This is a genomic window from Chryseobacterium formosense (assembly GCF_900116415.1).
GTDB classification, from domain to species: Bacteria; Bacteroidota; Bacteroidia; order Flavobacteriales; family Weeksellaceae; genus Chryseobacterium; species Chryseobacterium formosense.
In genome coordinates, this window is record NZ_FPAP01000001.1 from 663,484 (window position 1) to 689,806 (window position 26,323).

At 33.8% G+C, this 26,323-nt stretch carries 28 protein-coding genes; 9 read left to right on the plus strand and 19 right to left on the minus strand.

Going from position 1 to position 26,323, the window contains the following annotated elements:
* Positions 1–34 precede the first annotated feature (34 nt).
* The gene (locus tag BM371_RS03085) at positions 35–631 is read right to left on the minus strand and encodes a hypothetical protein (RefSeq protein WP_034675700.1); all 597 of its coding nucleotides are present in this window, start codon (positions 629–631) and stop codon (positions 35–37) included.
* A gap of 155 nt (positions 632–786) precedes the next feature.
* Between BM371_RS03085 and BM371_RS03090 the strand changes: the two genes are divergently transcribed.
* Together BM371_RS03090 and BM371_RS03095 are read left to right on the plus strand one after the other, a co-directional pair.
* Positions 787–1,659, plus strand: a complete 873-nt coding sequence (locus BM371_RS03090) for an AraC family transcriptional regulator (RefSeq protein ID WP_034675703.1) — start codon at positions 787–789, stop codon at positions 1,657–1,659.
* 376 nt (positions 1,660–2,035) lie between these two features.
* Complete coding sequence (locus tag BM371_RS03095) at positions 2,036–2,836, plus strand: Cof-type HAD-IIB family hydrolase (RefSeq protein WP_034675705.1); 801 nt, start codon at positions 2,036–2,038, stop codon at positions 2,834–2,836.
* 380 nt (positions 2,837–3,216) lie between these two features.
* Here BM371_RS03095 and BM371_RS03100 read toward each other — a convergent pair whose 3' ends face one another.
* The 8 genes from BM371_RS03100 to BM371_RS03135 all read right to left on the minus strand — a co-directional run bounded on the left by BM371_RS03100 (position 3,217) and on the right by BM371_RS03135 (position 8,168).
* The gene (locus BM371_RS03100; RefSeq protein ID WP_034675707.1) at positions 3,217–3,663 is read right to left on the minus strand and encodes a KTSC domain-containing protein; all 447 of its coding nucleotides are present in this window, start codon (positions 3,661–3,663) and stop codon (positions 3,217–3,219) included.
* Between the two features lie 84 nt (positions 3,664–3,747).
* Entirely contained in the window at positions 3,748–4,503 is a 756-nt protein-coding gene (locus BM371_RS03105) for a hypothetical protein (RefSeq protein ID WP_034675710.1), read from the minus strand.
* Positions 4,504–4,512: 9 nt separating this feature from the next.
* Positions 4,513–4,953 carry a hypothetical protein gene (locus tag BM371_RS03110; protein WP_131430925.1) on the minus strand — a complete coding sequence of 147 codons (441 nt, stop codon included), beginning with the start codon at positions 4,951–4,953 and terminating at the stop codon, positions 4,513–4,515.
* Positions 4,954–4,978: 25 nt separating this feature from the next.
* Positions 4,979–5,554 carry a hypothetical protein gene (locus tag BM371_RS03115; RefSeq protein WP_034675716.1) on the minus strand — a complete coding sequence of 192 codons (576 nt, stop codon included), beginning with the start codon at positions 5,552–5,554 and terminating at the stop codon, positions 4,979–4,981.
* A gap of 33 nt (positions 5,555–5,587) precedes the next feature.
* The gene (gene nudK, locus BM371_RS03120) at positions 5,588–6,169 is read right to left on the minus strand and encodes a GDP-mannose pyrophosphatase NudK (RefSeq protein WP_034675718.1); all 582 of its coding nucleotides are present in this window, start codon (positions 6,167–6,169) and stop codon (positions 5,588–5,590) included.
* 140 nt (positions 6,170–6,309) lie between these two features.
* Positions 6,310–7,215, minus strand: coding sequence for a TIGR01777 family oxidoreductase (locus BM371_RS03125; RefSeq protein ID WP_034675721.1), 906 nt, complete (start codon positions 7,213–7,215; stop codon positions 6,310–6,312).
* Between the two features lie 13 nt (positions 7,216–7,228).
* On the minus strand, positions 7,229–7,567 hold the full coding sequence (locus BM371_RS03130) for a hypothetical protein (RefSeq protein ID WP_034675724.1): 339 nt from the start codon (positions 7,565–7,567) through the stop codon (positions 7,229–7,231).
* 1 nt (position 7,568) lies between these two features.
* Positions 7,569–8,168: an HPP family protein gene (locus BM371_RS03135; protein WP_034675727.1), complete on the minus strand. Its 600-nt coding sequence runs from the start codon at positions 8,166–8,168 to the stop codon at positions 7,569–7,571.
* A gap of 440 nt (positions 8,169–8,608) precedes the next feature.
* On the opposite strand from BM371_RS03135, the gene pnuC reads away from it, so the two are divergent.
* Together pnuC and BM371_RS03145 are read left to right on the plus strand one after the other, a co-directional pair.
* Complete coding sequence (pnuC, locus tag BM371_RS03140) at positions 8,609–9,211, plus strand: nicotinamide riboside transporter PnuC (protein ID WP_034675730.1); 603 nt, start codon at positions 8,609–8,611, stop codon at positions 9,209–9,211.
* 123 nt (positions 9,212–9,334) lie between these two features.
* Positions 9,335–10,354 carry an acyl-CoA dehydrogenase family protein gene (locus BM371_RS03145; RefSeq protein ID WP_034675733.1) on the plus strand — a complete coding sequence of 340 codons (1,020 nt, stop codon included), beginning with the start codon at positions 9,335–9,337 and terminating at the stop codon, positions 10,352–10,354.
* Between the two features lie 181 nt (positions 10,355–10,535).
* Here BM371_RS03145 and BM371_RS03150 read toward each other — a convergent pair whose 3' ends face one another.
* A complete protein-coding gene (locus BM371_RS03150) occupies positions 10,536–11,291 on the minus strand; it encodes a DUF6882 domain-containing protein (RefSeq protein ID WP_034675734.1) in 756 nt (251 codons plus the stop codon).
* 242 nt (positions 11,292–11,533) lie between these two features.
* Between BM371_RS03150 and BM371_RS03155 the strand changes: the two genes are divergently transcribed.
* The 4 genes from BM371_RS03155 to BM371_RS03170 all read left to right on the plus strand — a co-directional run bounded on the left by BM371_RS03155 (position 11,534) and on the right by BM371_RS03170 (position 14,774).
* Positions 11,534–11,866, plus strand: a complete 333-nt coding sequence (locus tag BM371_RS03155; protein WP_034675736.1) for a single-stranded DNA-binding protein — start codon at positions 11,534–11,536, stop codon at positions 11,864–11,866.
* A gap of 22 nt (positions 11,867–11,888) precedes the next feature.
* Entirely contained in the window at positions 11,889–12,350 is a 462-nt protein-coding gene (locus tag BM371_RS03160; protein ID WP_228423571.1) for an HRDC domain-containing protein, read from the plus strand.
* 146 nt (positions 12,351–12,496) lie between these two features.
* Entirely contained in the window at positions 12,497–13,864 is a 1,368-nt protein-coding gene (gene hisS, locus BM371_RS03165) for a histidine--tRNA ligase (RefSeq protein ID WP_034675738.1), read from the plus strand.
* A 112-nt stretch (positions 13,865–13,976) separates the two neighbouring features.
* Positions 13,977–14,774 carry a class I SAM-dependent methyltransferase gene (locus BM371_RS03170; RefSeq protein WP_034675740.1) on the plus strand — a complete coding sequence of 266 codons (798 nt, stop codon included), beginning with the start codon at positions 13,977–13,979 and terminating at the stop codon, positions 14,772–14,774.
* 31 nt (positions 14,775–14,805) lie between these two features.
* Here the strand turns inward: BM371_RS03170 and BM371_RS03175 are convergent, their stop codons facing one another.
* From BM371_RS03175 to BM371_RS03185, 3 genes are all read right to left on the minus strand, one after another.
* Positions 14,806–15,048: a YtxH domain-containing protein gene (locus BM371_RS03175; protein ID WP_034675742.1), complete on the minus strand. Its 243-nt coding sequence runs from the start codon at positions 15,046–15,048 to the stop codon at positions 14,806–14,808.
* 100 nt (positions 15,049–15,148) lie between these two features.
* Positions 15,149–15,991 carry an isoaspartyl peptidase/L-asparaginase gene (locus BM371_RS03180; RefSeq protein WP_034675744.1) on the minus strand — a complete coding sequence of 281 codons (843 nt, stop codon included), beginning with the start codon at positions 15,989–15,991 and terminating at the stop codon, positions 15,149–15,151.
* A gap of 57 nt (positions 15,992–16,048) precedes the next feature.
* Positions 16,049–16,933 (minus strand): cyanophycinase, encoded by an 885-nt coding sequence (locus tag BM371_RS03185; RefSeq protein WP_034675747.1) that lies wholly within the window; start codon positions 16,931–16,933, stop codon positions 16,049–16,051.
* A gap of 280 nt (positions 16,934–17,213) precedes the next feature.
* Here BM371_RS03185 and cphA point away from each other — a divergent pair, with 280 nt between their 5' ends.
* Entirely contained in the window at positions 17,214–19,841 is a 2,628-nt protein-coding gene (gene cphA / locus BM371_RS03190; protein WP_034675750.1) for a cyanophycin synthetase, read from the plus strand.
* Positions 19,842–20,035: 194 nt separating this feature from the next.
* On the opposite strand, the gene BM371_RS03195 is transcribed toward cphA, so the two are convergent.
* From BM371_RS03195 to BM371_RS03220, 6 genes are all read right to left on the minus strand, one after another.
* Entirely contained in the window at positions 20,036–21,217 is a 1,182-nt protein-coding gene (locus tag BM371_RS03195; protein ID WP_034675754.1) for a hypothetical protein, read from the minus strand.
* Positions 21,218–21,288: 71 nt separating this feature from the next.
* The gene (locus BM371_RS03200; RefSeq protein ID WP_034675757.1) at positions 21,289–22,122 is read right to left on the minus strand and encodes a type 1 glutamine amidotransferase; all 834 of its coding nucleotides are present in this window, start codon (positions 22,120–22,122) and stop codon (positions 21,289–21,291) included.
* 32 nt (positions 22,123–22,154) lie between these two features.
* On the minus strand, positions 22,155–23,273 hold the full coding sequence (locus BM371_RS03205) for a carboxylate-amine ligase (protein WP_034675761.1): 1,119 nt from the start codon (positions 23,271–23,273) through the stop codon (positions 22,155–22,157).
* Between the two features lie 24 nt (positions 23,274–23,297).
* Positions 23,298–24,251 carry an ATP-grasp domain-containing protein gene (locus tag BM371_RS03210; RefSeq protein ID WP_034675764.1) on the minus strand — a complete coding sequence of 318 codons (954 nt, stop codon included), beginning with the start codon at positions 24,249–24,251 and terminating at the stop codon, positions 23,298–23,300.
* A gap of 41 nt (positions 24,252–24,292) precedes the next feature.
* Positions 24,293–25,003 carry an alpha/beta hydrolase-fold protein gene (locus tag BM371_RS03215; protein ID WP_034675767.1) on the minus strand — a complete coding sequence of 237 codons (711 nt, stop codon included), beginning with the start codon at positions 25,001–25,003 and terminating at the stop codon, positions 24,293–24,295.
* An 86-nt stretch (positions 25,004–25,089) separates the two neighbouring features.
* Positions 25,090–26,301 (minus strand): ATP-grasp domain-containing protein, encoded by a 1,212-nt coding sequence (locus BM371_RS03220; protein WP_034675769.1) that lies wholly within the window; start codon positions 26,299–26,301, stop codon positions 25,090–25,092.
* Positions 26,302–26,323: the final 22 nt, after the last annotated feature.

A 26,323-nucleotide genomic window follows, 5' to 3' on the forward strand; every position in this document is an offset into this window, starting at 1 on the left:
ATATAAAAATATCTTTTTTCAGACTGAGACAAAATTATCTCAAACTGATAACTTTATTAAAAACCTTTCCGTTTTCCTCTACGCTGATAATATATTGATCCGCAGTTTTTTTACTTAAATCAAAATTAAGGCTAAGATTTCCGTTGTCTGATGATTTTGTTTCGTTGTAATAAACCGTATTTTCAAAATCCGAAACCGAAATTTTTGCACTACCTTTTAATCCTGATAAAAGCAATTTTACTTTATTACCGTCAACCACAAATTCAGGTTTAATAACTTCCGAAACTGGTGTTTTTTCAATCATCACTTTTTTATCAGAATCTACTTTAATTTTATATTTTTCAATTTTCTGCTGAGATTCAAGGATCAAATAATATACTCCGGAATCCAGATCTTTAAAGTTGTACGATTTATTTACAGAATGGGCATCATCAAAGGTCTCGGAAAACAATTCTCCGTAAAAATCACTGTAAACAACCACCGATACATTTTTTGCATTCGACAGTTCGAAGTTTACGGTTTCTGCTTCAGTTTTTCCAAATGAAAGAGAAAAGTCTTTTTCTTTACTCATTGCAGTGGCTGAAATAGATAAGAAGCCTATCAATAATACTGATTGAAATACCTTTTTCATAATATTAAATTTTTCATTTGTTAATACTGCAAATTTAGACTAAGCCATAATCCGGTTCTACTATACAATTTTCATATTTATGTGCTATTTTAACCTTTAAGTTAAATTAATAAATATTATTTGTTAATTTTGTATATGAAATAGCAGTTGCAAAAATGAAACACTCTCATCCCGCATTCGAAGCTGTAAAACCTAATCTGGGAAGCAGTTTCACAAGTTTAAAGTTTTTGAAAAATGAAAACATCAAGTCGCATGTTTGGCATTATCATCCTGAGATTGAGCTGATTTTTGTCTGCGGAGGTTCCGGAAAAAGACAGATCGGAAGTAATATTTCCTATTTTTCTGACGGAGATCTGGTTTTGATGGGAACCAATCTTCCACATTGCGGAATGACCAATGAAAATACCAATAATGATTATGAAATGGTGATTCAGTTTAAACCAGATTTTTTGGGCGAACAGATCTGGACTTTACCAGAAATGCAGAAAATTGCCGTTTTACTCGAAAAAGCGAAAGCCGGAATCGTGTTTTCTGAAAAAATAAAAAAAGAAGTAGGAGAGAAGATTCTGGAAATGCATCATTCCGATTCCCTTTCCAGACTGATGAAATTTTTAGGCATTCTGGATGAACTTGCCTCTACCCACGAATACAGAATTCTGAATGCCGGAAAATATTATCTGCAAACGCAGGTTGAAGATAATGAAAGAATTAATCATATTTTTAATTATGTAAAAGACCATTTTAAAGAACAGATTACTTTGGATGAAATGGCAGATTTATCGAGTATGAAAGTGCCATCATTTTGCCGTTATTTTAAAAAAATTACCAATAAAACCTTTACTCAGTTTGTGAACGAATACCGGATTACCCATTCTCTGAAGCTCCTTGCCGAACAGCCATTAAGCATCACTGAAGTTTGTTTCGAGTCAGGGTTTAATAATTTCAGTTATTTTAATAAAACATTTAAAGAATTTACCGGAAAAAGCCCGTCTCAATACCGAAAAGAATTTAATTATTTAATTGAATAGTCGAATTATAGCGCAATTTGAATTAGGATAAAAGTGTAAGTTTTTAACGCAACGTACGCAAAGCTTTTTTTAGATACTATCCGTTTTTAAGTTCGCAAAGGCGTTTCACTCAGCAAAGGCTTTGCTATCATTTGCTGAACATAAACTGAAAGTTTACGAACATTGTTCTGCCTTTGCGAACGGAAAAATATATTCGAAAAAATAAAAACGTTTGAGAGCATAGCGTTAATTAAATATTATTTTATGTCATTATGTTTTTTTAACAAAATTTAAAATAAACTAACTATTTATAACAGAGGCAGAATCAACCTTTAAAATTTTAAACTCTATATTTGTATAAGGTTTAAACGATAGGAAGAAGAAAAAAAAGAATTTTATGAAGGATATTAAACTGATTGTAACCGATATGGACGGAACTTTCCTGAATTCAAAATACGAAGTAAGTCCGGATTTTCCAAAGGTGTATGAAGAACTGAAAAAAAGAAATATTCTATTTGTTCCTGCGAGCGGAAGACAGATGTCAGGAATTACCCAATACTTTAGCGATATTGAAAACGAAATAGGTTTTATTGCAGAAAACGGAGGTTATGTAGTCTATAAAAACGAAGAAATTTTTGCAGATAAATTGAGTCAGAAATCCATTTCGGATATTATTCAGACGGTAAGAGAAATACCGGACGCAAGAGCAGTTCTGAGTGCAAAAGGAAGCTCTTACTACGAAAGTGAAGACCAGAATTTTGTTGATTACTTTTCTAAATATTATATTAAAAATCAGAAAAGAGAAGATCTTACATTAGAAGTTGACGACTCGGTTTTTAAAATTGCAATTTATCATCCGGTAAGCGCTGAAGAGTTTCTCTATCCAGCTTTGAAGAAGTTTGAAAACGAAGATTTAGTGGTCGTTGTTTCAGGGAAATACTGGGTAGATATTATGAACAAACACACCAATAAAGGAAATGCGATTGAAAAGCTCCAAAAATCCCTAAATATTCTTCCTGAGCAAACAATGGCATTTGGCGATTATCTGAACGATATTGAAATGCTTAAAAATGCTCATTATTCTTATGCGATGAAAAATGCACATCCCTCTGTAAAAGAAGCGGCAAAATTTGAAGCCTGTTCCAACGACAGTTTTGGGGTTTTGGAAACCATAAAAACCTATCTCAACGGAAATTAGTTTTCAATTATAAACATAAAAACCGTATCAATAATGATGCGGTTTTCTTATGTTATTGCGAACGTAGTTCTGAAGTGACGCAGTAATCTCAAAACGGTATGTTTGTCATTCGGAAAGAATCTATAATGTGCTTTGAATAGAAAAATGCATAGTTGGTTAAACACAAAGGCGCAAATTTTCTATCATTTATGCAGTTTTAAGACGCAAGAAAATCAAAGATTTTCAAAAGTTGTATTGCCATGAATTTTATCGTAGATAAAATCTTTGCGCCTTAAAAACACTTGCTATTTAAAATATCTTAGCGCCTTTGCGATAAACCAAAGAACCAAAAAGTTTCCAGACTCATCTGAAAGCTTCATATATTTTAAAACCTGAAAAAATTAATCTGCCATTGCTTCACCAGACTTTCTATAGACAAAACTTCCATAGATATGTCTTCTTGCGAAACGGCTGGGAGAATCAGAATTTACCATTTTGATGTAAGTATTTCTCGGAACACCAATATATTCGTACATATTCCCGTTCAGATGCTGAACCGTAAGAACCGATTTCTCCAGATAAAAATCCTGGATATTAGATTTCGTAATCGTTTCTGTATATTCTTCTTTATATTTTTCCTGCGTTTCCGGATTGATGCTTACCAAAAAATGATAGGCTTCAATCACAGACTTGCTTTTTTCTTCTGCTTCCAGTTTTCCCTCTTCATCATTGATAAATTTATCGGGATGCGTGTCTTTCATCGTATTTCTGTAAATCGTTTTCAATTCTTTCAACGTTACATTTTTATCAACTTCAAGAAGCTTTCTGTAATCACCTAATTTTTTCATAACGGATAATCCTTATTTCGGGGTGCAAAATTAAGGTTTTATTTTTGGAAATTGTAAGTTTTTGATTATTAATTTGTTTGATCTTTAAAAAGGAATGATTTTTTCATCAAGCAATTCCTTTTTCAGACGATTTGCATATTGATGAGCAAATTTTTCTTTTTCAACTTTTGGAATACCCATATAATAATTATCCCTGATTTCTTTTGCATCATAGTCTTCATCTTCATTTCCTGGTCTCACCACAACTTCCAAATAATGAACGTAATGCCCAAATTCATGGGGTAAAGTCCTATAAAGTTGAGTGTTTCTTGAAGGTTTTAACTTTAACTCAGAAACAAAATTTCTTTTATTTTCAATGAAGAGATGACCATCTTCTTTTAGTTTTTCAAATTCTTTTTGGTCTTCAATGGTTTGCTTTTTATGCCAAATTAATTTTTTATTAAGATCAATTGCATCCAAAATTATTGCCGGATAATATTCGTTTTCAAATTCAAAACTATAGATTAATCTTCCCCAAACCGGAGAAATTATTTCTTCTTTTCTTTTGGGTTGACGAAGAATAATAAATCTCAAATCTCCATAGTCTTCTTTTGGGATGTGCTTAATAATTTTTGCTAAATCATTTACAGAACAAGAGTGAAAACAGTTTTCTCGAGTTTCTTCAATAATGAACAAAAATTCATGATCATTAATGATTCTGATTTCAGTTTGATATTTTTCAAATCTTTCATAAAAAGACTTTAATGTTCCATAAGGAGTTGAAATTTTAAGCTTATTATTTTGCCCAAAACCTTGATTTTCGGTTCCAATATTTCTGTTTCTTCTGGTAGGATTATACATTTCGATAGATTACTCGTTTTTTACCAATATTTCAACAATTTTACTTCTTTCAATAATCATCTCTTCCTTACTTTTCTTCATAATCTTATCATCTTTCAAATAATTTATAAAAGCAGTAACATATAAATTTCTGTCATCAAATCCTGTTAGCTGAAATTTCTCAATCTGTAATTTTTTACTATCAATTTTTGAAACAGATAAAAGAGATTGTTTATCAAACCAATTGTTAAATCCTGTATCATTTCTTACTTCCTGGAATCTTATAATGTTTTTATTAATGGGTAAATCAATCGAATCCTGGATTCTCTTTCTCCCAAATGATTTATTGTAAAAATCAATATGAATAAACTTTCCTTGTATTTCTTTACTAATTTCAGATGTTTTTAAATACAGTATATCTGAACCATCTTGTGAAAAATAACAGCAAGGAATAAAAAATAAAAGAAACAATATTTTTGACTTCATTATAAAAATATTACTCCGTTGTATCAATATAAGACAACCTTGATCCTTTTATAAACTCTTCCAAAGAAATATCTTTACTTGCTTTGCTATTCATCAGTTCAAAAAAATATACTTTGGTAGAATTTAGTCTCATGTCTTTTAATGAAATTTTAAATCTCTTCACCCGAAAGTCAGAATTAAAAAACGTTAGTTCAGAAACATTGCTCAGCTTTATATTGTTCACATCGAAAGAAGCTTTCGGATCTTTCTGCAGTTTTAAAAATCTTTTCTGCGTTTTGTCGGTTGTTTCATCCAGGAATTTCTGCATCTGAAAATCGGTCAGAAGCTGCGGATAAATTAAGCCTTCTTTCAGAATATTTGAAGTTATTTTGTCAGATTTATCATAGTAAACCGTTTTATCATCAAACTGTACAAGATTGTCTTTTACAAGAATTTTACCGGCAAATTTTTTATAGTTTTTCTTTTTATAGTCATTCTTAAAATGCTCAACAATAGCGGCATCTTTTGAGCTTAATTTTTCATTTTTCTGGGCGAAAAAATTTGAAGAAAGCAATAATGAAAGACCAATTGAAAATAAAAATTTCATAATATTTTAGTTTAGGTTTGGATGTGTAGAATTCTACAAAATATTTTTAAGGCGAAGATGTTGTAAAAGCATAATGGTTTTCGCATCTTTAATTTCACCTTTATCAATCATAGAAAGTGTTTCATTAAAATCTAGTTCTAAAACTTCAATGTTTTCGCCTTCTTCTTCGAGTCCGCCTCCATCATTGATTTTCATATCATCAGAATATTCTGCGATGAAAAAATACAGAATTTCCGTTACAGAGCCGGGAGACATATAGGCTTCAAATATTTTTTCGACTTTAGAGATTTTGTATCCTGTTTCTTCTTCCGTTTCTTTTCTAATGCAGTCTTCCGGATTATTATCATCCAATAGACCTGCGCACGCTTCAATCAAGATTCCGTCCGGATTTCCGTTAATATAAGTCGGAAGTCTGAATTGTCTGGTTAAAATTACTTTTTTTAAACTTGTATTATAAAGCAGAATAACGGCTCCGTTTCCTCTGTCATAAGCTTCTCTGCTTTGAGTTTCGGTTTCTCCGTTTTGTTTTTTGATGTTAAAAGTTACTTTCTTCAAAGTGTACCAATTGTCAGATAAAATTTCTGTTTTTTCGATACTTACATTCGTCTCTTGCATTCTATATTTTATTATTTTATATTACTAATTAACTTTGAAAAAATTCAGTGCTCTTTGTTAAGTGAAACGCCTTTGCGAACTTAAAAACAGTTAGGATTTAAAAAAATCTTTGTCTTTTGTGTTTAAAAACAAAAGCAACATTATTTATTCAACAAATCCTCCAAAGCCATTTTCAAATCAGGAAATTTAAACTCAAAACCAGCCTTTTGAATTTTTTCAGAAGAAGCTTTCGAACCTTCCAGCAAAGCATCTGCCAATTCTCCAAAAATTAGTTTTAAAATAAAGCTTGGAATATTAGGCATAAATAAAGGTTTTTTCAAGACCTCAGCAATTAATTTCGTTAAATTTTCATTTGTTGTATGTTGTGGAGCAGTAGCATTAAAAGAACCTTCAACTTCAGGATTTTTCAAAGCAAATTCATAAATCGAACAAATATCATCGATGTGAATCCACGGCATATATTGTTTTCCGCTTCCAAGTGGCGAACCAATCCCTAATTTTATCGGAGTCATCATTTTTGCTAATGCACCCTCATTTTTAGAAAGAACAACAGCAGTTCTGATTTTTACAACTCTTTCGGCAATGTTTTGTTCCTTAAATTCATCAGCAGCTTTTTCCCAGACTACAACAACTTCACTCAAAAAATCATTTCCTGAAGCATCGTTTTCTGTGAAGATTTTGTCGGTTGTTTTTGTTCCGTAAAAATTAATCCCGGAAGCTGAAATGAAAGATTTTAACTTTAAATTTTTCTTTTTTAAAGTGTTTAATATAAGTTTGGCAGAATCTACACGGCTGGAAATCAATTGCTTTTTTCGGTCATCCGACCAGTGTTTTTCAGAAATATTGGCTCCGGCAAGATGAATGATGTGACTTACGTTTTCAAAAGCTTTTTCATCAATGATCTGATTTTCCAGATCCCATTCAAATTCGTTTTCGGCTTCTTTTTTTCTTGTTAAAAACCGTATGGAGTATTCATTTTCCAGTTTTTTTGAAAGCGCTCTTGCAATGGCTCCGCTTGCACCGGTTATTAAGACAGTTTCTTTCATTACAGTGTTCAGATTAATTTTTTACAATGAGAACATAATCTTCTTCAAGAATTTTATAGCCATGGTCATAAATAAATTTATATTCAGAACCATTTTTATAGACTTTGATGTTCGTAAAATAATTAAAATCAAAACCTAAGCCATCTAATTTAGACTTTGCGATTTTAGTTTTTCCGTCGATATTAGTTTCACTCAGGATGCGGTAATTCTTGCGGAGTTTGTTGTTTACATTCCGCATCAGATTGCTCGAATCCTTGTTTTGTTTATTGTTGAAAGCGTTTCTGCAAGCGTCGTTGCAGAATTTTTTATCGGATCTGCCGATAATTTTCTCGCCACATTCAATGCATTCCATATTAATGATTTTTCAGTTTGTGTTCGTGTTTTTTCTTTAATAATCTTTTAAATCTGCTGTGTGCAGGATAACTTCTGTTTTTAGTCATATTGTTGAAAACCAAGGCTACTAAAAGCAAAATAATACATCCCGAAAGTACCGGAGAAATTACATACCAATAACCAAGTTCAGGAATTTTTCCTGTAGAAGTTACGGCAATTAAAGCAGTTGCTCCACCCGGTGGATGTAAAGTTTTGGTGTATTGCATCAAAACAATCGAAAATGCCACTGCCAAAGGTGCTGAAAGCCATAAGATATCCGGAACAATCTGATAAACGGTGACACCTACCAAAGCTGAAAGTACATGACCGCCAACAAGATTTCTTGGCTGTGCAAGCGGACTTTGTATTGCACCATAAATCAAAACGCTTGATGCTCCAAAAGAACCGATCAGAAATACATTTTCTTCCTGCAACAAATAATGGGACTGAAGAAATGCAATCAGTCCGATCCCGAAAAATGCTCCCAAAAATGACCAGAAATGTTCTTTATAATCAACTAATGTTTCTTTATAAATCACATATTTTGAAACTCTGAACGTCCTTTTGATGGTTTTTTTCACAACAAATTTATTTGAATTTTAAAGGTACAAAATATCCGTTTGTAAACGGCTAATTAAGAAAAATAAAAGCGGTATAAAATTTTTAACGCAACGAACGCTAAGATTTTTTTTAAATAAATGAGCATATTTTTCGTTCGCAAAGGCGTTTCACTCAGCTATGAACGAGATAAATCTTTGCTGAACGAAGTGCCTTTGCGAACGGAAAATGTTTTCAATCTATATAAGTTAACTTTGCGTTCGTTGCGTTAAAATTATTTTAGGCAATCAAAAATTAAAATTTTTTATTTCCAAAAAAAAGTCTCACATTTGCGGCATCAATGGGGTGCTGCAATAGCGGCTGAGATGATACCCGGGAAATTTTTCCACACCTGATTCGGATAATGCCGACGTAGGGATTTTTATGATTTATCATCTCATCATTTAATTTTATATAAGTTAATTTGATGCAGGAAATTTTACAACAAACCACTTGGCAGGAATGGCTGGGTGTCTGTTTTTCAGTAGTTCAGGTTTTATTAGCCAGAAAAAACAATTCAAACAATTATCTTTTTGGTATTGCCGGAATTTTACTATCACTTTATGTGATGTTTTTCGCAAAGCTTTATGCGGAATTTACTTTAAATCTTTACTATCTCGTGATGAGTATTTACGGATGGCTCTACTGGAAGTTTGGCAAACGAAAAACGGAAACGGCTATTTCTGAAACCACAAATCAGGAAAAACTGATTACTGTAGGAATTGTAGTAGGAACTTTCAGTCTTTTCTGGTATTTTCTGACACAGTTTACCGATTCTGATGTTCCAATTTTAGATTCTTTGGTCAGTGCATTCGCTTGGGCTGGAATGTGGTTGATGGCTCGAAGAAAAATTGAAAACTGGGTTTTACTGAACATGAGCAACATGATTGCGATTCCGTTGTTAATTCATAAAGGCCTTTATCTGTACGCAATTCTGACGGCTTTCTTATTTATTGTTGCCATTTCCGGTTATATAGAATGGCGCAAAATTATTAAGTTAAAAAAAAATGTAGCTGTTGTTGAATGAATTTGACAGCTAAATTTTCACGCAGATTTTTTAAATGATCTGCGAAATCTGCTTAATCAGCGATAGATAAAATGAAAAAGATCAAAATGAATATAAAAACCATTCAAAAATAATATCAGAGCAATGTTTTCGCATAAAGAATTAAGAGAAAAAATGCAGGGAGTATCTGAAGTTCCGTCTGAAATTATCAATCAAATTCATCAAGAAAGGCTGCTTCAGATTTGGGTTCCGAATAGATATGGCGGATTGGGATTGCGGTTAAGAGAAGGTTTATCTGTTTTATTCAACTGGTCAAAAATAGATGGAAGCTTAGGCTGGATGCTCACTTTATGTTCGGGAGCCAATTTTTTCTCAAGAAACTTAAAACCTAATATTGCTAAAGAACTTTTTTCCAATTCGAAAACTTGTTTCGGAGGAAGCGGAATGATCGGCGGAAAAACAGAAAAACAAACGGATGGAACTTTTTTGGTTAACGGACTTTGGAATTTTGCAACCGGAGCACCGCATTTGAGCCACTTTACTTTAAATGCCCAATTAACAGAAAACGGAAATTCTTTACTTGATGAATTTGGGAATGAACTTATCCGGTCATTTGTTATTCCTAAAAGTGAGGCTGAAATTATTCCTGACTGGAAATCGATGGGCATGAAAGCAACCGGAACGTATTCTTTTGCAGTTGAAAATGTGAAAGTCTCGGAAGATTACAGTTTTATTTATGATGAGTTTTTTACGGATGATGTTTTGGATAAAGTTCCGTTCAGAATCTTTGCGGATTTGACTTTATTGGTCAATTATCTCGGGATGGCCTCTCATTTTTCTGAAGAAGCGATTAAAATTCGACCTTATCTTGATTTGGATTTATTCAATAAAAGAATAGAAGTAGCAATGGAAAAGCTCATTGAATTTGCAGATGAAATTGAAGGTTTGTTAAATGATTCCAAGCTAATTATTTCTGAAAAGCAGTCTGAAATTCATGATTACTCTTCAGCTTTGGTTGAAAGTTTGTCGCATCAGATTTTGGAGATTTATTTCCAGTTAGGAATAAAAGCAAGTCATACCGATTCTGCAATTTATCAGGTTTTTTGTGATTATTTTACGGCGACGCAGCATTCTAATTTTAGGAGGGAGTTGGAATTGAAATAAAAAAATATTGATGAAGAAGACTCTCGAAAAACATTGCAGATACAATCTTTTTAAATGCCTTTTCAGTGGATTGAATTGCAAAATAATTTCTTAGGAAAAGCATAATTGCTAAAATAATGTCTAACTTTTTTAAAAATTCAATAGTTAATCCCACTTTTACCAATGTGATTTAGAATATTTTTTATGCATTATTAAGTTCTTTCATTTCAAAATAGCAATTTTCACAAATCAGTTTAATTTTCGCAAATTTTTCAGATTCTTCATTCCATTCTCCATATTGTACCCTTACCTTTTCACATTCGTTACACCATGCCTGTAAATCTTCATTTTCATTGAGCTCCATACCTTTATGTGTTTCCATGGCTTCTTCAAATCCGATGGGATTTTCTAAATTCAAATGTTGACAAACAAATGCAGGTCTTTGAAATCCGTGACTTCCACATTCCAAAGTTTTTTGTTTGAGTAACTTGATTTCCGGATTCATATTTGATTCAATTTTTTCCGTTAGAAGTAAATAGAAATCTATATTTTCTGTTTTTACATTATAAGCTCCAATTCCATTAAAAATATCAAAACTTATTGCAAGAAATTCCCATCCATCATATTCATCGCTCTGAAAAGCACCTTCATATAATTTTGTATAATGATTTATTTTTCCGAATTTTTTTATTTTCAAAGTTTCAAATTTATTTTTTTCGCTCAGATATTTGTTAAACCAACTCCACATCCATGTTTTAGAAGTTAACGAGAAAGTTCCAATGGGTATATATTTGAAAAATACTTCGTCTGTTTCATCATTATATAATCGTAAAATTTCGGAATCGCTGTCATAAAACCAATTAGAATAAGAATCAATCTTATACTGTTTTTTAAATTCATCCTGAATTGGAATTAATTTTTGTAGTTGAGCTGCGGCAAATTCTTGATAGTGATTCATTTTTTATAAGATTATTGTATCAGTTATAATTACACGTAACCCCCAAATTTACGCAATTATCCATAGTCAACAATTATTACAAACTTCTGGTAATCAAAAATATCCGTTTTCAAACGACTACAAACGAATTTAAATAGTTTTCTACCGACTAAAGTTTCCAACCTGGTGAATCTTTGTACCAGAGATTTGAGAAAACAAGTGAACGTCTCTTATCTGAATATTAATTTTAAAAATACAAAGTTATGTCACTAAGAAACAAAGTAACCTTAATCGGGTTCACAGGAAAAGAAGTTGAAACAGTAAACTTCGAAAACGGAGGAATGAAAGTTTCCGTATCATTAGCTACAAACGATCATTACACCAATGCAAAAGGTGAGAAGGTAGAAGAAACGCAATGGCACAATCTGGTTGCATTTGGAAAAACTGCTGAGATTTTTCAGAAATATGTTCCAAAAGGAAAAGAGATTGCCATTGAAGGCAAACTTACGTACAGATCGTACGACGATAAAGACGGTGCGAAAAGATATATTACTGAAATAAGAGTGGATGAACTTCTGCTTTTGGGAGGTAAATAATTGATAAACTTTAAAATCACAAATGATGAAAATAAAAGTTTTAAAAATCAGAATTGCAGATGAATTTCTGCATGAAGATCAAAAGACAATTGATAATTTCCTTGAAACCCATGAAATTATTAAAACCGTAACGGCATTTGTACACGACGAACAGTTTTGGTCAGTTGTTCTTTATTTCAATGACATAGAATCTACTATTAATAAAACGAGTGTAAAAGATTCCAAAACCGTAAAATATTCTGCGGAAGACGAAGTGTTGAGTAATGATGAAATCAAGATCTTAGATGCTTTGAAACTTTGGCGTTCAGAGAAAGCAAAAGAGCAGAATCTTCCGACTTATTTTATTGCGACCAACAAAGAACTGGTTTCTGTTGCAAAATATAAACCGGCAAAAAAAGAAGAGCTTTTAGATATTAAAGGTTTCGGCAAACATAAAATCGAGAATTATGGCGAAGAAATCCTTGAAATATTGGAGAGTGTGTAAAAAATCTAATTGAATACCAAAACACAAATGATCGTACGAAGCTGGAGAAATATAAGATCTCCAGTTTTTTTGTTGATTCAAAAGTCCTTTCAATTGCTTATTTTTGCAATGAATTACACATTACTTATTATTCATTACTCATAAATATGAAGCCAAGCTTAGCAAAAGGAACGAGAGATTTTACATCACTGGAAGTTTCAAGAAGAAAATACATCATCAATATATTGCAGAAAAATTTTGAACTTTTTGGTTTTCAGCCTTTGGAAACACCAAGTTTTGAAAACCTTTCAACATTGACGGGAAAATACGGAGAAGAAGGAGATCGCTTGATTTTTAAGATTTTAAATTCAAGCATCAACGAAGCTAAAGATGATAAAAAAACGCAGATGCTGAATGATTTTCAGAAAGCTTTAGATAAACCTTTCAGTTCAGAAAATCTTACAGATAAAGCTCTTCGTTATGACCTTACAGTTCCTTTCGCAAGATTTGTTGCCATGAATCATGGTAAATTGACTTTCCCATACAAACGTTATCAGATTCAGCCGGTTTGGAGAGCAGACCGTCCACAGAAAGGGAGATTCAGAGAATTTTATCAGTGTGACGCCGATGTTGTAGGTAGTGAAAGCCTTTTGCAGGAAGTTGATTTGGTACAATTATATCTAAAATCCTTTGCCGAACTAAAAGTTTCGGTAACCATTCATATTAACAACAGAAAAATCCTTTCAGGTTTAGCAGAATATGCAGGAATTACCGATAAGCTGATTGACTTTACCGTTGCTTTAGACAAATTAGATAAAATCGGGAAAGATGGAGTAGTGAAGGAACTTCTAGAGAGAGAAATATCTCAGGAATCGATTGATAAACTTGATTTCCTGTTTAATCAATCAGATGATGCTCTGGAAAACCTCCTTCAGCTTAAAGAAAAATTTGCAGGAAATGAAACTGGTTTGAAAGGCGTTGAAGAATTGGAATATGTGATTACTCAATCTTTAAATCTTGGCGTTGATATTCAGAATCTTGTTTTTGATATTACTTTGGCTCGTGGGTTAGATTATTACACAGGAGCAATTTTTGAAGTGAAAGCGGATGAAGCGCAAATGGGTTCCATTGGAGGAGGAGGAAGATATGATAATCTTACTGAAGTTTTCGGGGTGAAAAATATTCCGGGAATCGGGATTTCGTTCGGTCTTGATAGAATTTACTTAGTAATGGAAGAATTAAATCTTTTCCCTGAAGAAGCTACATCAAATGTAGAATATTTGTTCGCCAACTTTGGTGGTGAAGAAACTTTGGAAGCTTTGAAACTAATCATCAGATTAAGAGAAAAAGGAATTTCCGCAGAGCTATATCCCGAAAATGCTAAAATAGGAAAGCAATTTACCTATGCAGAAAAGAAAGGTATTAAAAACCTCGTATTTTTAGGTGAAGAAGAGCTTAAAAATGGAACAGTGACCTGCAAAAATCTGGAAGCTGGTGAACAGAAAACAGTTTCTTTAGAAGAATTCTTAGGATAAAAAAATTATTTATATTGATGAAATTCCGGCTCGAAGAGCCGGAATTTTTTATAATAACCATAGTTTTTAAAATGTTTAGAAAAAATTTATCTTTACAAAAAAACAAAACGTAATGGAAAACTATTTAGACATTAATAAAAAATCCTGGAATGCCAAAGTAGAACCACATCTGAAATCAGATTTTTATTTCGTGGATGAATTTTTAAACGGCAGAACATCATTAAATTCTATTGAACTTGAACTTTTAGGAGATATAAAAGGTAAAACAATTCTGCATTTACAATGTCATTTTGGCCAGGATTCAATCTCGCTATCAAGGATGGGTGCAAAAGTTACCGGGATTGATCTTTCGGATAAAGCGATTGAAGCCGCAAAAGATTTAGCCAAACAATGCAATACTGATACGGAATTTATCTGTTCTGATGTGTATGAACTTCCCAATATTTTAGACCAAAAATTTGACATTGTTTTTACAAGTTACGGTACGATTGGCTGGCTTCCCGATCTTGAAAAATGGGCGAATGTTATTAATCATTTTCTGAAACCTGAAGGAAAGTTTATTATGGCAGAGTTTCATCCCGTAGTTTGGATGTTTGATGATGATTTTAAAGATGTTGCTTATAACTATTTTAACGAAAAGCCTATTGTTGAAACCTATGAAGGAACGTATGCTGATTTTTCTGCAGAGCTTGTTCAGGATTATGTAATGTGGAATCATTCTCTATCAGAAGTTATGCAAAATCTGATTAGTAAAAACTTAACAATAGAACAATTTAATGAGTTTGATTGGTCGCCTTATCCATGTTTTAAACATATCAAAGAATTCGAAAAAGGAAAGTGGAGAACTACAAAATTTGGAAATAAAATACCAATGGTTTATGCCATTGCAGCACAAAAAAAGTCATCGTAACGATGACTTTTTTGTATATGAATGTTAAATTTTAAACATTAGATGCTGAATCTTCAACTTTAGATTTTGCTTCGTCAAATTTACTTTGAGCCTGGGAAGCAACTTCATTTGCTTTATCTTTCAAATCATTTCCCCATTTGTTCAAGTTCTCTTTCGCAGAATTGATTTTATCTTTTACAGCCTGCTGCTGTTCCGGTGTAGATTTTTTGTACTTCCAATAAGCTAATGCACCTAATCCTAATAAAGCTAATAATCCGTTTGTCTTATTTCCCATGATTTCTATTTTTTTAAGTTAAATATTAAAATTTTGATATTAATAGTTATGTAAATTGTGTGCCAAAAAAAATATAGGAATAATAAAATAATGTTAAAATTTATCCGAAAATTTCAAATTGAGTTCCGTCAAAACTCGCAAAAACCATGGTAGGATAAGAATCCTGATGATAAATATTTGCGTCTTTATCAATAGCAATCGCACCCGCAAAACCATCGATTATTTTTAGCTCAGCAAAGGTTTTATCAAAAGCTTCTTTCAAATTCATTCCATCGGTTACACGGGTCACAATTTTTGCAGCTGTAGCATTGCTTACAATATCTTCACCCACTCCGGTGCAGCTTACTGCGCAAAATTCGTTGGCGTAATTTCCCGCAACGGTTGCAGAATCTGAAATCCGTCCTGGAATTTCAAAACCTTTTCCTCCGGTAGAAGTAGCAACGGCTAATTTCCCATTTTCGTCAATGGCAACGCAGCCAACTGTTCCTTTTCCTCCGTTTTTAAGCTTAGCTTCGTATTCTTTTCGTCTTTGAGGAATTTCGGTTGAGAAGTTTTCAAACCCATTTTGATTGGCATAAATTTTAGCCCCATTTCCACCTAAAACCCTGTCATCTTCCTTCATCAGTTCTTTGGCTACAAAAATCGGATTCTTCACATCCTGAATATTGATTACGCCACTCATTTTCTGAGTTTCACCATCCATTAAAGCTGCACTCATACGGATTATTCCGTCACTTTGAATTTGCGATCCGATTCCCGCATTGTACAATTCGTCATCTTCCAAAAGCGAAACAGCATAAGCAACGGCATCCACTGCCGAATGAGTTTCCAAATAACGATAGGCTTTTTCAGCAATATTTTTTAAAGAATTCTGTTTGGCAACTTTTACTTCGTGGCTTTGGTCGCTTTCAGAGAAAAAACCACCGTGGATTATTATTTTCATTCGAATTATTTAGATTTAAATATATAAAAAAAGTGAAGAAAAACTTCACTTTGTATTTTATGTTTGCGGAATAGGATTGAACTGGGAATTTTCTATCGTGAGTGTTCTCGTCTTTAAATCATAATGATCGTTCATAGACATCACATGTACCGTTAAATTATCGATAGAGATCGGCTCGCCCAGATTAATATTTGTAAGATTCGTATCTTTTATAAATCTTCCGTCGACGATGATTACCAAACCAGATCCTACAGCGGTCATTACATCATTGTGAATGAAAAGCCCGGTATCTTCACCCAAACCGATTCCTAAAGTTCTCGGATTATTTACTACTGCCTGAAATAGTCTTCCGATTCTTCCTCTTTGTACGAAATGCGTATCAACAATTACGTTGTCGATCAGGCCTAAACCTTGTGTTGTTTTAATTTCTCCTTTCAGCAATGCTTCAGAGCTGCTTCCCTGGTAGATCATATTTTCAGAAGCTGCAGCCGCTCCGGCCGATGTTCCGGAATAAATAAAATCCTGTTCCTGATATTTCAGCAAAATTGTATCATGAAATCGTGTTCCTCCCAAAATAGAGGTTAAGCGTAATTGATCTCCACCAGTAAACATCACAACGTCTGCCGCATTTGCTCTTGCAACTATGGCGTCCGAATTGGCTTCTTCGCGATTGTGAATATCGAGAATATTCACATTTTTAGCTCCCAGAAATTCAAAAGCTTTTTTATATTCTGCACCAACGATTTGTGGAATTTGTGACGCAGTGGTCACCACTTCGATGATTGAGTTTTCTTTATTTTTAGATTCAGTAATGATTTTTCTTAAAATTCCTCTTTCAAAAAAATTCAGATTTTTTTCAACATTCTGATCGTAATCGGTTTCCGTAAAACTGCCTTTATTCACAGCTCCTCCGATAATAATTAATTTTCCAACAGGTCTCATAGCCTGCAAATTTAAAAAATAATAAATTGTTAATGAAATGTAAAGCCCTTTTTAACGTATTCATTGTGATTTCTAATCAATTACGAGGTTTGTATTTTTTTAATAAATCTTTAATAACACTATGGTTTTGTTTATGGTTTTGCATTATCTTTGATATAAGACAAGATGTTTTTATTAAAATAAAAAGGTATAACAAAATTGTGAATTTTAATTTTTTTTAATACTAAATGATAGATGTTAAATTCACATAGCAAATGGAAAAAAGAAATTATAGCTGCATATGAAAATTGAGAAAATACAGGCTTTACGCGGTCCGAATATTTGGAGTATAAGAAGGAAAAAGCTGATACAGATGCGATTGGATCTGGAAGAAATGGAGAATTCTCCTACCAATAAAATTGACGGTTTTCGTGAAAGAATCGAACAATTAATTCCTTCACTCATCACTCACCGCTGCTCTGAAGGAACTAGAGGCGGTTTTTTTCATAGAATAGAAACAGGAACCTGGATGGGACATGTGATTGAACATATTGCCTTGGAAATCCAGACTTTAGCCGGAATGGATACCGGATTCGGAAGAACCCGAGAAACTAAAACTCCCGGAGTTTACAATGTCGTTTTCGATTATATTGAAGAAAATGCAGGAATTTATGCAGCCGAACAGGCGGTTGAAATTGCAATGGCTTTAATTGAAAATAAACCATATGACATTAATGCCTGTATTCAAAGGTTAAAAGAGATCAGAGAACGTGTAAGATTAGGACCTTCAACGGGAAGTATTGTTGAAGAGGCGGTTTCAAGAAAAATTCCGTGGATCAGATTAGGAAGCAATTCTTTGGTACAGTTGGGTTATGGAGTTAATCAACAAAGATTTCAGGCTACAATTACCGGAAATACAAGTTCAATTGCTGTAGATATTGCCTGTAATAAAGAGCTAACGAAAAAAATGCTTCATGATGCTGCAATTCCGGTTCCGATTGGAGATTTAATTGTTGATGAAGAAGAGCTTAAAAGTGTCATAAAAAAAATTGGTTATCCTATTGTGATTAAACCTTTAGACGGAAATCACGGAAAAGGTTCTTCTATTAATGTTAATGACTGGGTTTCTTCGGTTACGGGATTAGAACACGCTCAGAAATATTCGAGAAAAGTAATTGTCGAAAAATATATTACAGGATATGATTTCAGGGTTTTGGTCATCAACAATAAAATGGTGGCTGCAGCAAGAAGAGTTCCTGCTCATGTTGTAGGAGACGGTGAATCTAACCTTGAAAAGTTGATTGAAAAGGAAAATAAGGATCCGAGAAGAGGCTATGGTCACGAAAATGTTTTAACAGAAATAAATGTTGATAAAGATACCTTAGAATTACTTGAAAAGCTGCAATATACTTTAGAAACTGTACCTCAAAGGGGGGAAGTAGTTTATCTAAAGTCAACCGCTAATCTTTCGACGGGTGGAACTTCCATTGATGTTACCGATATGGTACATCCCGAAAATATCACCATGGCAGAAAGAATTTCCAAAATTATTGGCTTAGATGTCTGCGGAATTGATATTATGGCGGAAAATCTGACTCAACCTCTAAAAGAAAGTGGTGGTGCAATCATTGAAGTGAATGCTGCTCCGGGTTTCAGAATGCATTTAGCACCAAGCGAAGGTCTTCCGAGAAACGTTGCTGCTCCGGTTGTAGATATGCTTTATCCGCAAGGAAAACCTTTTACGATTCCTATTATTGCGGTGACAGGAACCAACGGAAAAACAACGACAACAAGATTAATTTCACATATTGTAAAAAGTAATGGTTACAGAGTCGGCTTTACCACATCAGACGGAATCTATATCCAAAATACAATGCTGACAAAAGGCGATACAACCGGTCCTATTTCAGCCGAATTTATTCTGAAAGATCCTACCGTAGAATTTGCCGTTCTGGAAACTGCAAGAGGAGGAATCCTTCGTTCCGGATTAGGTTTTGGGCAATGTGATATCGGTGTTTTAACCAATATTAAAGAAGATCATTTGGGAATGAATGATATTCATACTCTGAAAGATTTAACAAAAGTAAAAAGAGTTGTTCTTGACAGTGTAAAGAAAAACGGATGGAGCGTGATGAATGCCGATGACGAATATTCGATGCGCATCATTAACGATTTACCGAGTCAGGTCGCTATTTTCAGCCTGGACGAAAATAATGAATACATCAAAAAATTTGCAAAAGAAGGTCGTACAACCTGTGTTTATGAAGAAGGTTTTGTAACCATTAAAAAAGGCGACTGGAAAATCAGAATCGGTAAAGCAAAAGATTTCCCGATCACGATGGAGGGTAAAGCTAAATTTATGATTGCTAACGTTTTGGCGGCAAGTTTAGCGTGTTATCTTTACGGTTTCGGAATTGAAGATATTTCCAATTCGCTTCGTACATTTATTCCGAGTGCGCAATTGACTCCGGGTCGTCTGAATGTCTTTAAGTTTAAAAATTTTAAAGTGTTAATTGATTTCGCACACAATCCTGCAGGATATGAAGCGATTGAAGACTACCTTAAAAATGTAGAATCTACAAAGAAAATAGGCATTATTTCTGGTGTGGGAGATCGCCGTGATGAAGATATCAGATTGTGTGGAAAAATTGCAGGAAGAATGTTTGATCATATTATCGTCAGAAATGAAAAACATCTTCGCGGAAGAACGGAAGAGGAAATCAACGGATTAATTATTGAAGGAATGCAGGCTTCTGGAAAAGATGTAAGCTATGAAATAATCCCTAAAGAAATTGATGCACTGAAACATGCAATGGGAATGGCTGAAGAGGGAACGTTCATTACGGCTTTAAGCGATGTAATCTCTAATGCAATCGATCTTGTTCAGGAATATCAGGCGAGAGAATTGCTTGAGGAAGATAGAATATAGAATTTTTGGTTAGACGCAATGACGCAAAGTTTTTTTTACAACTTCCAAACAAACTATAAAAATTTGACTTTGTTAAATTCCTTGCGCCTTAAAATATTATTTTGTTAATAAATTTGCGCCTTTGCGATTAATAAAAGCATAAACAATAAAAGACCTCAGAATTTCTGAGGTCTTTTATGTAAATATTTGTGGTTTTATTCTCCGAAAAACGCATGCGAACTTCCAATCCAGATCGCATCTTTCTTATTAAAATCAACATTTACCATCGCTGCTTTGGTCATTCTTGATAAATTTTGCAGCAAAATTGGTCTTTCTTCATTCTCTTTCCAGATGTAAAGCAGCCGGATTTCAGCTCTTGAAAAATCTCCGTTGATATCTTCAAAAATAGGTTCATAATTGACTTTTCTCTGCAAAATATAATTTTCTTTATCGGAAATAGCATCTGTAATTTCTTTTGTAGGATTTAAATTAACACCACTTCCGGCGAAAGAAAACAAAGGTTTTAATACAAAGTTTTCCAGACTTTCATTTTCAGGAAACTCATTCAGGAAATAACTTTTCGGAACAAATTCATGCTTTAATAAAGGCAATAGATATTTCGAAATTTTAAAAAACCAGTTAGGATGGGTAACCCATTCAACATCGATTTCTTCACGGAAATCAAATTCGGTTTTCAGATCAGGAATTTTATCAAGCTCATCGAAAATTACACGGTTGTAAATTCTCTTGATTTCGATTAAATTTCCATTATTTTCATAGAATAATTTCTTCCCAACTTTCTTTAGTTTAGTTAGGCAAACGGTTTTTATGCCTAATAATTTTTCGGTTAAAGCAAAATCAATGGCGGTTTTCTGTCTTTCGGGAAAAATTTCAAGCAGAATCACATTTTCAGGATTTTCATCTCCAATAATCAGATCATACAAATGTTTTTGATAATCTTCCTTTGAAATCTTATTTCTTAATTCATTTAAAAAAGGATACACCTTGCAGAATAGATCTTCATAAACATTCTGAAAAGCGTATAGCGAAGGAAAAGCCTGTAATTCTATAAGTTGAGGTTCGATTTTACCATTTTCACTTTTGCAGACTCCGAAATCGATAGTGAAAAAATGAGGCTGCTTTGTATCATTCGGAACTTTGCAGTTTTCAGGAATTGATTTTTCCAAAGCTTCTTCAGGCAAGTTTTTAATCTGATCAATAATACTTTCACTCGCTGAAAGCAGTTTTTCTCTGAATTCCTGAGTTAAAAAAATGGGACTTTCAGAAAGTCTGAATTTTGGTTCAATTCCGCTTGTTTCTTTTAATAAAGTTTGAATCTGCTCATATTTTTCCTGAGAAAATTCTTCGTTAAACTGTTTTCTGTATTTCGGGATCATATTTTTTTCTATTGTGATTTAAAAAATCGAGCAATAATGCTCGATTTTAATTGTTTTTATTTGAATTTATTTTAAGCTGTAGCTTTATTCCCTTTCAAAATATTCTTCTTTGCATCGCTTAAAAAACGAGGTAAAATCTGAGACTGTGTAAGAACGATTTTGTCTTCATCATTGATTCTGTCAACGGTTTCAAGATATTTTTCCATTCCGTAGTTCTCAATCATGGCTTCTTTATTTTTCTCGTCTTTAAGGTTTTCAATCATTCCTTCAGGATTAGCTTCGGGATGAAACTGAGTTCCGAAAATTTCATCAGAAAAACGTATTGCCATGATCGCTCGCTCCAGATTGATGTGCGGACGGAATTTTTCAATTGCAACAATTTGCATACCCAATTCTTCAAAACGCTCTACATTCGGCTCAATAAACTGATATGCTCTTGAATCAACCGCATAAAAAGGATCGGGTAAATTTTTAAATAAAAATTCTACTTCACCTTCTTCTGTTTTATGAACGGGCTGTACACCGAAAGAATAAGATTTTCTCTTACAGATATTCCCTAAATCCCAATGAATACTCGCCAATTGGAAAGAATGACAAATCAGGAAAAGATATTTCTTCGATTCATTTTGTTTGTTGTGCTCATAAACTGCATCTAAAAAATCGGCAAATTTCTGTTCCCACTCAAATCCTTCACGATGCGGATTTCCCGGACCACCGGATGAAATAAAAAGGTCAAAATCTTCAATATTCGGAATTTCGTTTTTATGTCTTACATCAAAGCTCGTAATGGTAATATTTTCTTCCGACTGCTTCTGGAAATTTTCAGAGATTTCTTTAATGTTTTTAAATCCCTGATTTGCCTGATTATTGTTCATGTCCAGCAAAGCAATTCTTACATCTTTCATAACTTCATAATTTCTGCAAAGTTATAAAAATATTATGAAGCAGTTACTCCGTGAGTGATGCCGTATTCGGTCTCAGATATCATATAATCAACGACTTTTGTAAGATCTCCGGTTTCTTTAAATACAGCTAACTGGCGGTCTGCACCGGTTCCGTTTTCTAAAATGGTCCATGCATATTCTACTTCTTTTCTACATCCTAATTCGTCTACAACATCGTCAATAAATTCTAAAAGTTCTTTTAAAAGATCAGGATAAGGAACCGATTCTTCTTTACCGAAATCAATCAGCTTAGAATGAATTCCGTCTTTGGAAGCGCGCCATTTGTTTTCATTTAATAAAAGTCTTCTGTAGCTTCTGAAACTTAAATTCTGCTGATGCAATTTGTAAATTTTAGCCACCAAACTCTGCATAATTGCAGCCAAGCAAACTGTTTCTTCAATTCGTAAAGGCATATCGCAGATTCTGAATTCGATCGTAGGATAGAATGGATGAACACGCAGATCCCACCAGATTTTCTTCGCATTGTCGATAGTTCCTGTTTTTACCAAAAGATCAACATAACTGTCGAATTCAGCTAAAGAATTAAAGAAACTCGGGATACCGGTTCTCGGGAATTTTACGAAAATTTCCTGTCTGTAAGATTTAAAACCTGTACTTCTTCCAATCCAGAAGGGTGAATTGGTAGATAAGGCATAAACATGTGGAAGAAAATAGCGCATTACATTCTGAATTCTCACCCCTTCTTCACGGTTGGGAATTCCGATATGAACGTGCAATCCGAAAATAAGATTTCCTCGGGCAACGTCACCCATGTCGTCTACAATCTTGTTGTAACGTTCACCATTGGTAATGGTGTTGTGCTCCCAGTTTGAAAAAGGGTGAGTTCCGCCACCGGAAACACGCAATCCCTGTTCGTGGGCAGTGTTAATTAAATGACGCCTAAGATTCGTTAGTTCTGCTTTAGCTTCCTGAATGTTTTGACAGATTCCTGTTTCCATTTCTATCATCGATTCGTGCATTTCGTGCTTCAAATTTTCACTTAAAACAGCTTTTCCGCCTTCGATGATTTTTGAAACATGAGAAATCAGGTCGCGGCTCTCGACATCAATGATCTGATATTCTTCTTCGATTCCTATTGTAAACTGATGCATTTTTTTTTCTGTGTTTTTACTGTTTTATTTAACTGAATCTTTCACGAAAGTTCCCCAAGAAATATTTTGTTTTCCCGGAACATATTCTTTAGCTTTTTCTATAGCCAATTTTGCTGAATACTCTACAATCCATGCAAAATTTTCTTCTCCTACTGAATTTCGATCTGCATCCGGAGCAGGATTACAGAAATCAATAGCGTATGGAATTCCGTCTCTTACAGCGAACTCTACCGTATTAAAATCATAGCCTAAAGCTTTGTTCATCTTAATGGTATAATCGTGAATGGTTTTTAATAATTTTTCCAGTTCTTCTCCCTGCGTCTGATGAGTGGTTGCATATCTTAAATGATGCGCATTTCTCGGTTCATAGGGCATGATGTGAACATATTTCTGACCTAAACAATATACTCTGTAATAATCCTGAAAAACTATTTCTTCCTGAACCATCATCACCAATTGTTCTGTTTCACTCAGCTTATCCCAAAGATCCTGCGGATTTTCAACTCTGTAAACGCTTTTCCAACCACCGCCGTCGTGAGGTTTCATATAAGCCGGAAATCCGACATAATTAAAAATATAATCCCAGTCATGCGGAAATTTCAGGTTTCTGAATGATGTTTCAGTAGTATCTGTAGGTCTTTCGTGTGAAGGAAGTAAAACCGTTTTAGGTAAAGGAATTCCAAGTTTTGTCATCAATGCATTGTTGAAAAACTTTTCATCTGCACTCCACCAGAAAGGATTATTGATAACGTAAGTTCCATTGAGGGCTGCATTTTTCAGATAAGCTCTGTAAAAAGGAACATCCTGAGAAATTCTGTCGATGATTACTGCATAACCATAATCTGCACCTTGTTCCAATTTATCTATATTTACGGGCTCTGCAATGATTTCTCCGCCTCCGAGTTCGTTTACCTTATCAATAAATGCCCACGGAAACGTATCTTCCATCCCGAATAAAATTCCTACTTTTTTTGCCATAATTTTTGTTTTATTTTTTTAATATTAATATTTTGAATTTTTTAAAAGAATGTACCAATATAGCTTGGGAAAGTCATTCTCCAAAGCGGCCAGTCATGGTTGATCCATTTTTTTTCGTCATACCAGAAATCAATTCCTTTTGAAGCTAAAATTTCTGCCATTTCCACATTTTTATCTCTGCAGATGTCTTCATCAGAAGTGCTCAATACAATATGCATGTGTTTATATTTCCAGGCTTCATCATTTCTTACAAATTCTCTTGGGCAGTTGAAGTAAACCAGTTCATCAGAGTATCCATCCATAAAATTTCTGATGCTGAATGCGCCCGAAAGACAGAATAAATGAGAGATCACATCCGGAAACCGGAATGCGAAATTTGCAGCATGATACCCTCCGAAACTTGCTCCGGCAATTGCAACACGATGTGTTTGATGTAGCTTTTGAATGTAAGGAACAAATTCCTGAATCAGAAACTGTACATATTTTTCATAATTTCTGATTCTTTGCTGTGGAGAAATTTTTTCGTCATAAAAACTCCACGCATCAATCGTCTGAACGTTGTATAATTTCACTTTTCCTTGCTCAACAAAGTAATTGATGCTGCTGTTCAGATGGAAATCGTGATTCTGAGTATATAAACCCTGTGAAGTCGGAAACATGATGATCGGATAACCATAATGTCCTGTAACTTCAACGTTTAGGCTCATTCCTAATATATGAGAATAGTAATCTGTATGTTCTATTTGTGGCATTTTTATAATTTATATTTGAAAATTGATGAATGATAGTTTGTAATAAGTTTTTGATAATCAATTATGGTTGATAATTTATCATTCATTTAACTTGAAGGTTTGTCTTTCGGAGGGAGTACATTGAGCATTTCCGCATGAATTTTTTCTGCAGCAAAATCCAGTCTTTCCTGAACGATTACAGAGTCTTTAGATTTATAAACAATTCCGACATGATAATCGATTGGAAGAAATTTTACAACTTCCTCGCATTCAAAATCCTTATAATTAGGAGTAAGATCCTTAATGAGTGCTACAATTAATCCTGAATAATATCCTGTAGGTTTAGAAACCTCATAATGATTTCCTTTTAATAAAGCATCTTCAATTTTTGCCCATTCACGCCAGATATTGATGTTGCTTGAAGCTTCTACAAGATCCGGAATATGTGCACCTCCAACTCTTGAAGAGGTTTCCAAAAAATACCATTTTCCGTCTTCTTTTCCGCGAATAAATTCAGTGTGAGTTGCGCCGTTCATTAGTCCGAAATTAGACAGAACTTTGGCATTGGCTTCTTCCAAAGCTTTGAATTCTTCGGAATATCTGCCTAAAGTTTTGGTGCGGAAAACACCACCTTCATGAGAAACCTGCATTGGCGGAGCAAGGTATTTTGATGCTGAAGTGAAAACAATTTCTTTATTAAATGTTAAGCTGTCAACATGATAAACATCGCCGGGTTTGAAGCTTTCTAGTAGGAATAAATGTCTTTCTTCACCCAGTTTTTCCAGAGCTTCCCAAAGTTCGTCCTGAGTTTTCAGTTTTTTAATTCCGGAGGCTGAAGCTTCTGAACGTGGTTTCAGAACCCATGGTGGAGAAATTTTTTCTGTAAACTCTTTTACTTCCTGATCATTAAACACAGCAATAAATTCAGGAACGTTGATTCCGGAATCTTTTGCCTTTTGACGCATGGCCAGTTTATCTCTGAAATAACGGTGCGTCGTTTGTCCCATTCCGGGAATACGGAATGTTTCACGAATCAATGCTGCTTTTTCTACATCATAATCATCCAAAGCAATAACCGCATCTACTTTCCGGGTTTTCATCAGATGAGAAAATCCCTGGATAAGATGTTCAAGATTCCATACCGAAGGTTTGATTTCCGGCATATAGAAAACTTCGTCGACAGCGTGCCATGGCCAGTTTTTTTCTTTTAAATTTTCCGATGTTATGAGGATGATTTTATTGCCGAGCTTTTTCATTTCGTCCATAAAATCGTACCCTTTATAATAGCACGAAATACATACGATGGTTTTCTCCTTCATATAATGATTTTTAATTTTTATT

Coding starts and splice junctions, on each gene's coding strand:
- BM371_RS03085 (WP_034675700.1), bottom strand. CDS start 631: ATGAAAAAGGTATTTCAATCAGTATTATTGATAGGCTTCTTATCTATT.
- BM371_RS03090 (WP_034675703.1), top strand. CDS start 787: ATGAAACACTCTCATCCCGCATTCGAAGCTGTAAAACCTAATCTGGGA.
- BM371_RS03095 (WP_034675705.1), top strand. CDS start 2,036: ATGAAGGATATTAAACTGATTGTAACCGATATGGACGGAACTTTCCTG.
- BM371_RS03100 (WP_034675707.1), bottom strand. CDS start 3,663: ATGAAAAAATTAGGTGATTACAGAAAGCTTCTTGAAGTTGATAAAAAT.
- BM371_RS03105 (WP_034675710.1), bottom strand. CDS start 4,503: ATGTATAATCCTACCAGAAGAAACAGAAATATTGGAACCGAAAATCAA.
- BM371_RS03115 (WP_034675716.1), bottom strand. CDS start 5,554: ATGAAATTTTTATTTTCAATTGGTCTTTCATTATTGCTTTCTTCAAAT.
- nudK (WP_034675718.1), bottom strand. CDS start 6,169: ATGCAAGAGACGAATGTAAGTATCGAAAAAACAGAAATTTTATCTGAC.
- BM371_RS03125 (WP_034675721.1), bottom strand. CDS start 7,215: ATGAAAGAAACTGTCTTAATAACCGGTGCAAGCGGAGCCATTGCAAGA.
- BM371_RS03130 (WP_034675724.1), bottom strand. CDS start 7,567: ATGGAATGCATTGAATGTGGCGAGAAAATTATCGGCAGATCCGATAAA.
- BM371_RS03145 (WP_034675733.1), top strand. CDS start 9,335: ATGTTTTCGCATAAAGAATTAAGAGAAAAAATGCAGGGAGTATCTGAA.
- BM371_RS03150 (WP_034675734.1), bottom strand. CDS start 11,291: ATGAATCACTATCAAGAATTTGCCGCAGCTCAACTACAAAAATTAATT.
- BM371_RS03155 (WP_034675736.1), top strand. CDS start 11,534: ATGTCACTAAGAAACAAAGTAACCTTAATCGGGTTCACAGGAAAAGAA.
- BM371_RS03160 (WP_228423571.1), top strand. CDS start 11,889: ATGATGAAAATAAAAGTTTTAAAAATCAGAATTGCAGATGAATTTCTG.
- hisS (WP_034675738.1), top strand. CDS start 12,497: ATGAAGCCAAGCTTAGCAAAAGGAACGAGAGATTTTACATCACTGGAA.
- BM371_RS03170 (WP_034675740.1), top strand. CDS start 13,977: ATGGAAAACTATTTAGACATTAATAAAAAATCCTGGAATGCCAAAGTA.
- BM371_RS03175 (WP_034675742.1), bottom strand. CDS start 15,048: ATGGGAAATAAGACAAACGGATTATTAGCTTTATTAGGATTAGGTGCA.
- BM371_RS03180 (WP_034675744.1), bottom strand. CDS start 15,991: ATGAAAATAATAATCCACGGTGGTTTTTTCTCTGAAAGCGACCAAAGC.
- BM371_RS03185 (WP_034675747.1), bottom strand. CDS start 16,933: ATGAGACCTGTTGGAAAATTAATTATTATCGGAGGAGCTGTGAATAAA.
- cphA (WP_034675750.1), top strand. CDS start 17,214: ATGAAAATTGAGAAAATACAGGCTTTACGCGGTCCGAATATTTGGAGT.
- BM371_RS03195 (WP_034675754.1), bottom strand. CDS start 21,217: ATGATCCCGAAATACAGAAAACAGTTTAACGAAGAATTTTCTCAGGAA.
- BM371_RS03200 (WP_034675757.1), bottom strand. CDS start 22,122: ATGAAAGATGTAAGAATTGCTTTGCTGGACATGAACAATAATCAGGCA.
- BM371_RS03205 (WP_034675761.1), bottom strand. CDS start 23,273: ATGCATCAGTTTACAATAGGAATCGAAGAAGAATATCAGATCATTGAT.
- BM371_RS03210 (WP_034675764.1), bottom strand. CDS start 24,251: ATGGCAAAAAAAGTAGGAATTTTATTCGGGATGGAAGATACGTTTCCG.
- BM371_RS03215 (WP_034675767.1), bottom strand. CDS start 25,003: ATGCCACAAATAGAACATACAGATTACTATTCTCATATATTAGGAATG.
- BM371_RS03220 (WP_034675769.1), bottom strand. CDS start 26,301: ATGAAGGAGAAAACCATCGTATGTATTTCGTGCTATTATAAAGGGTAC.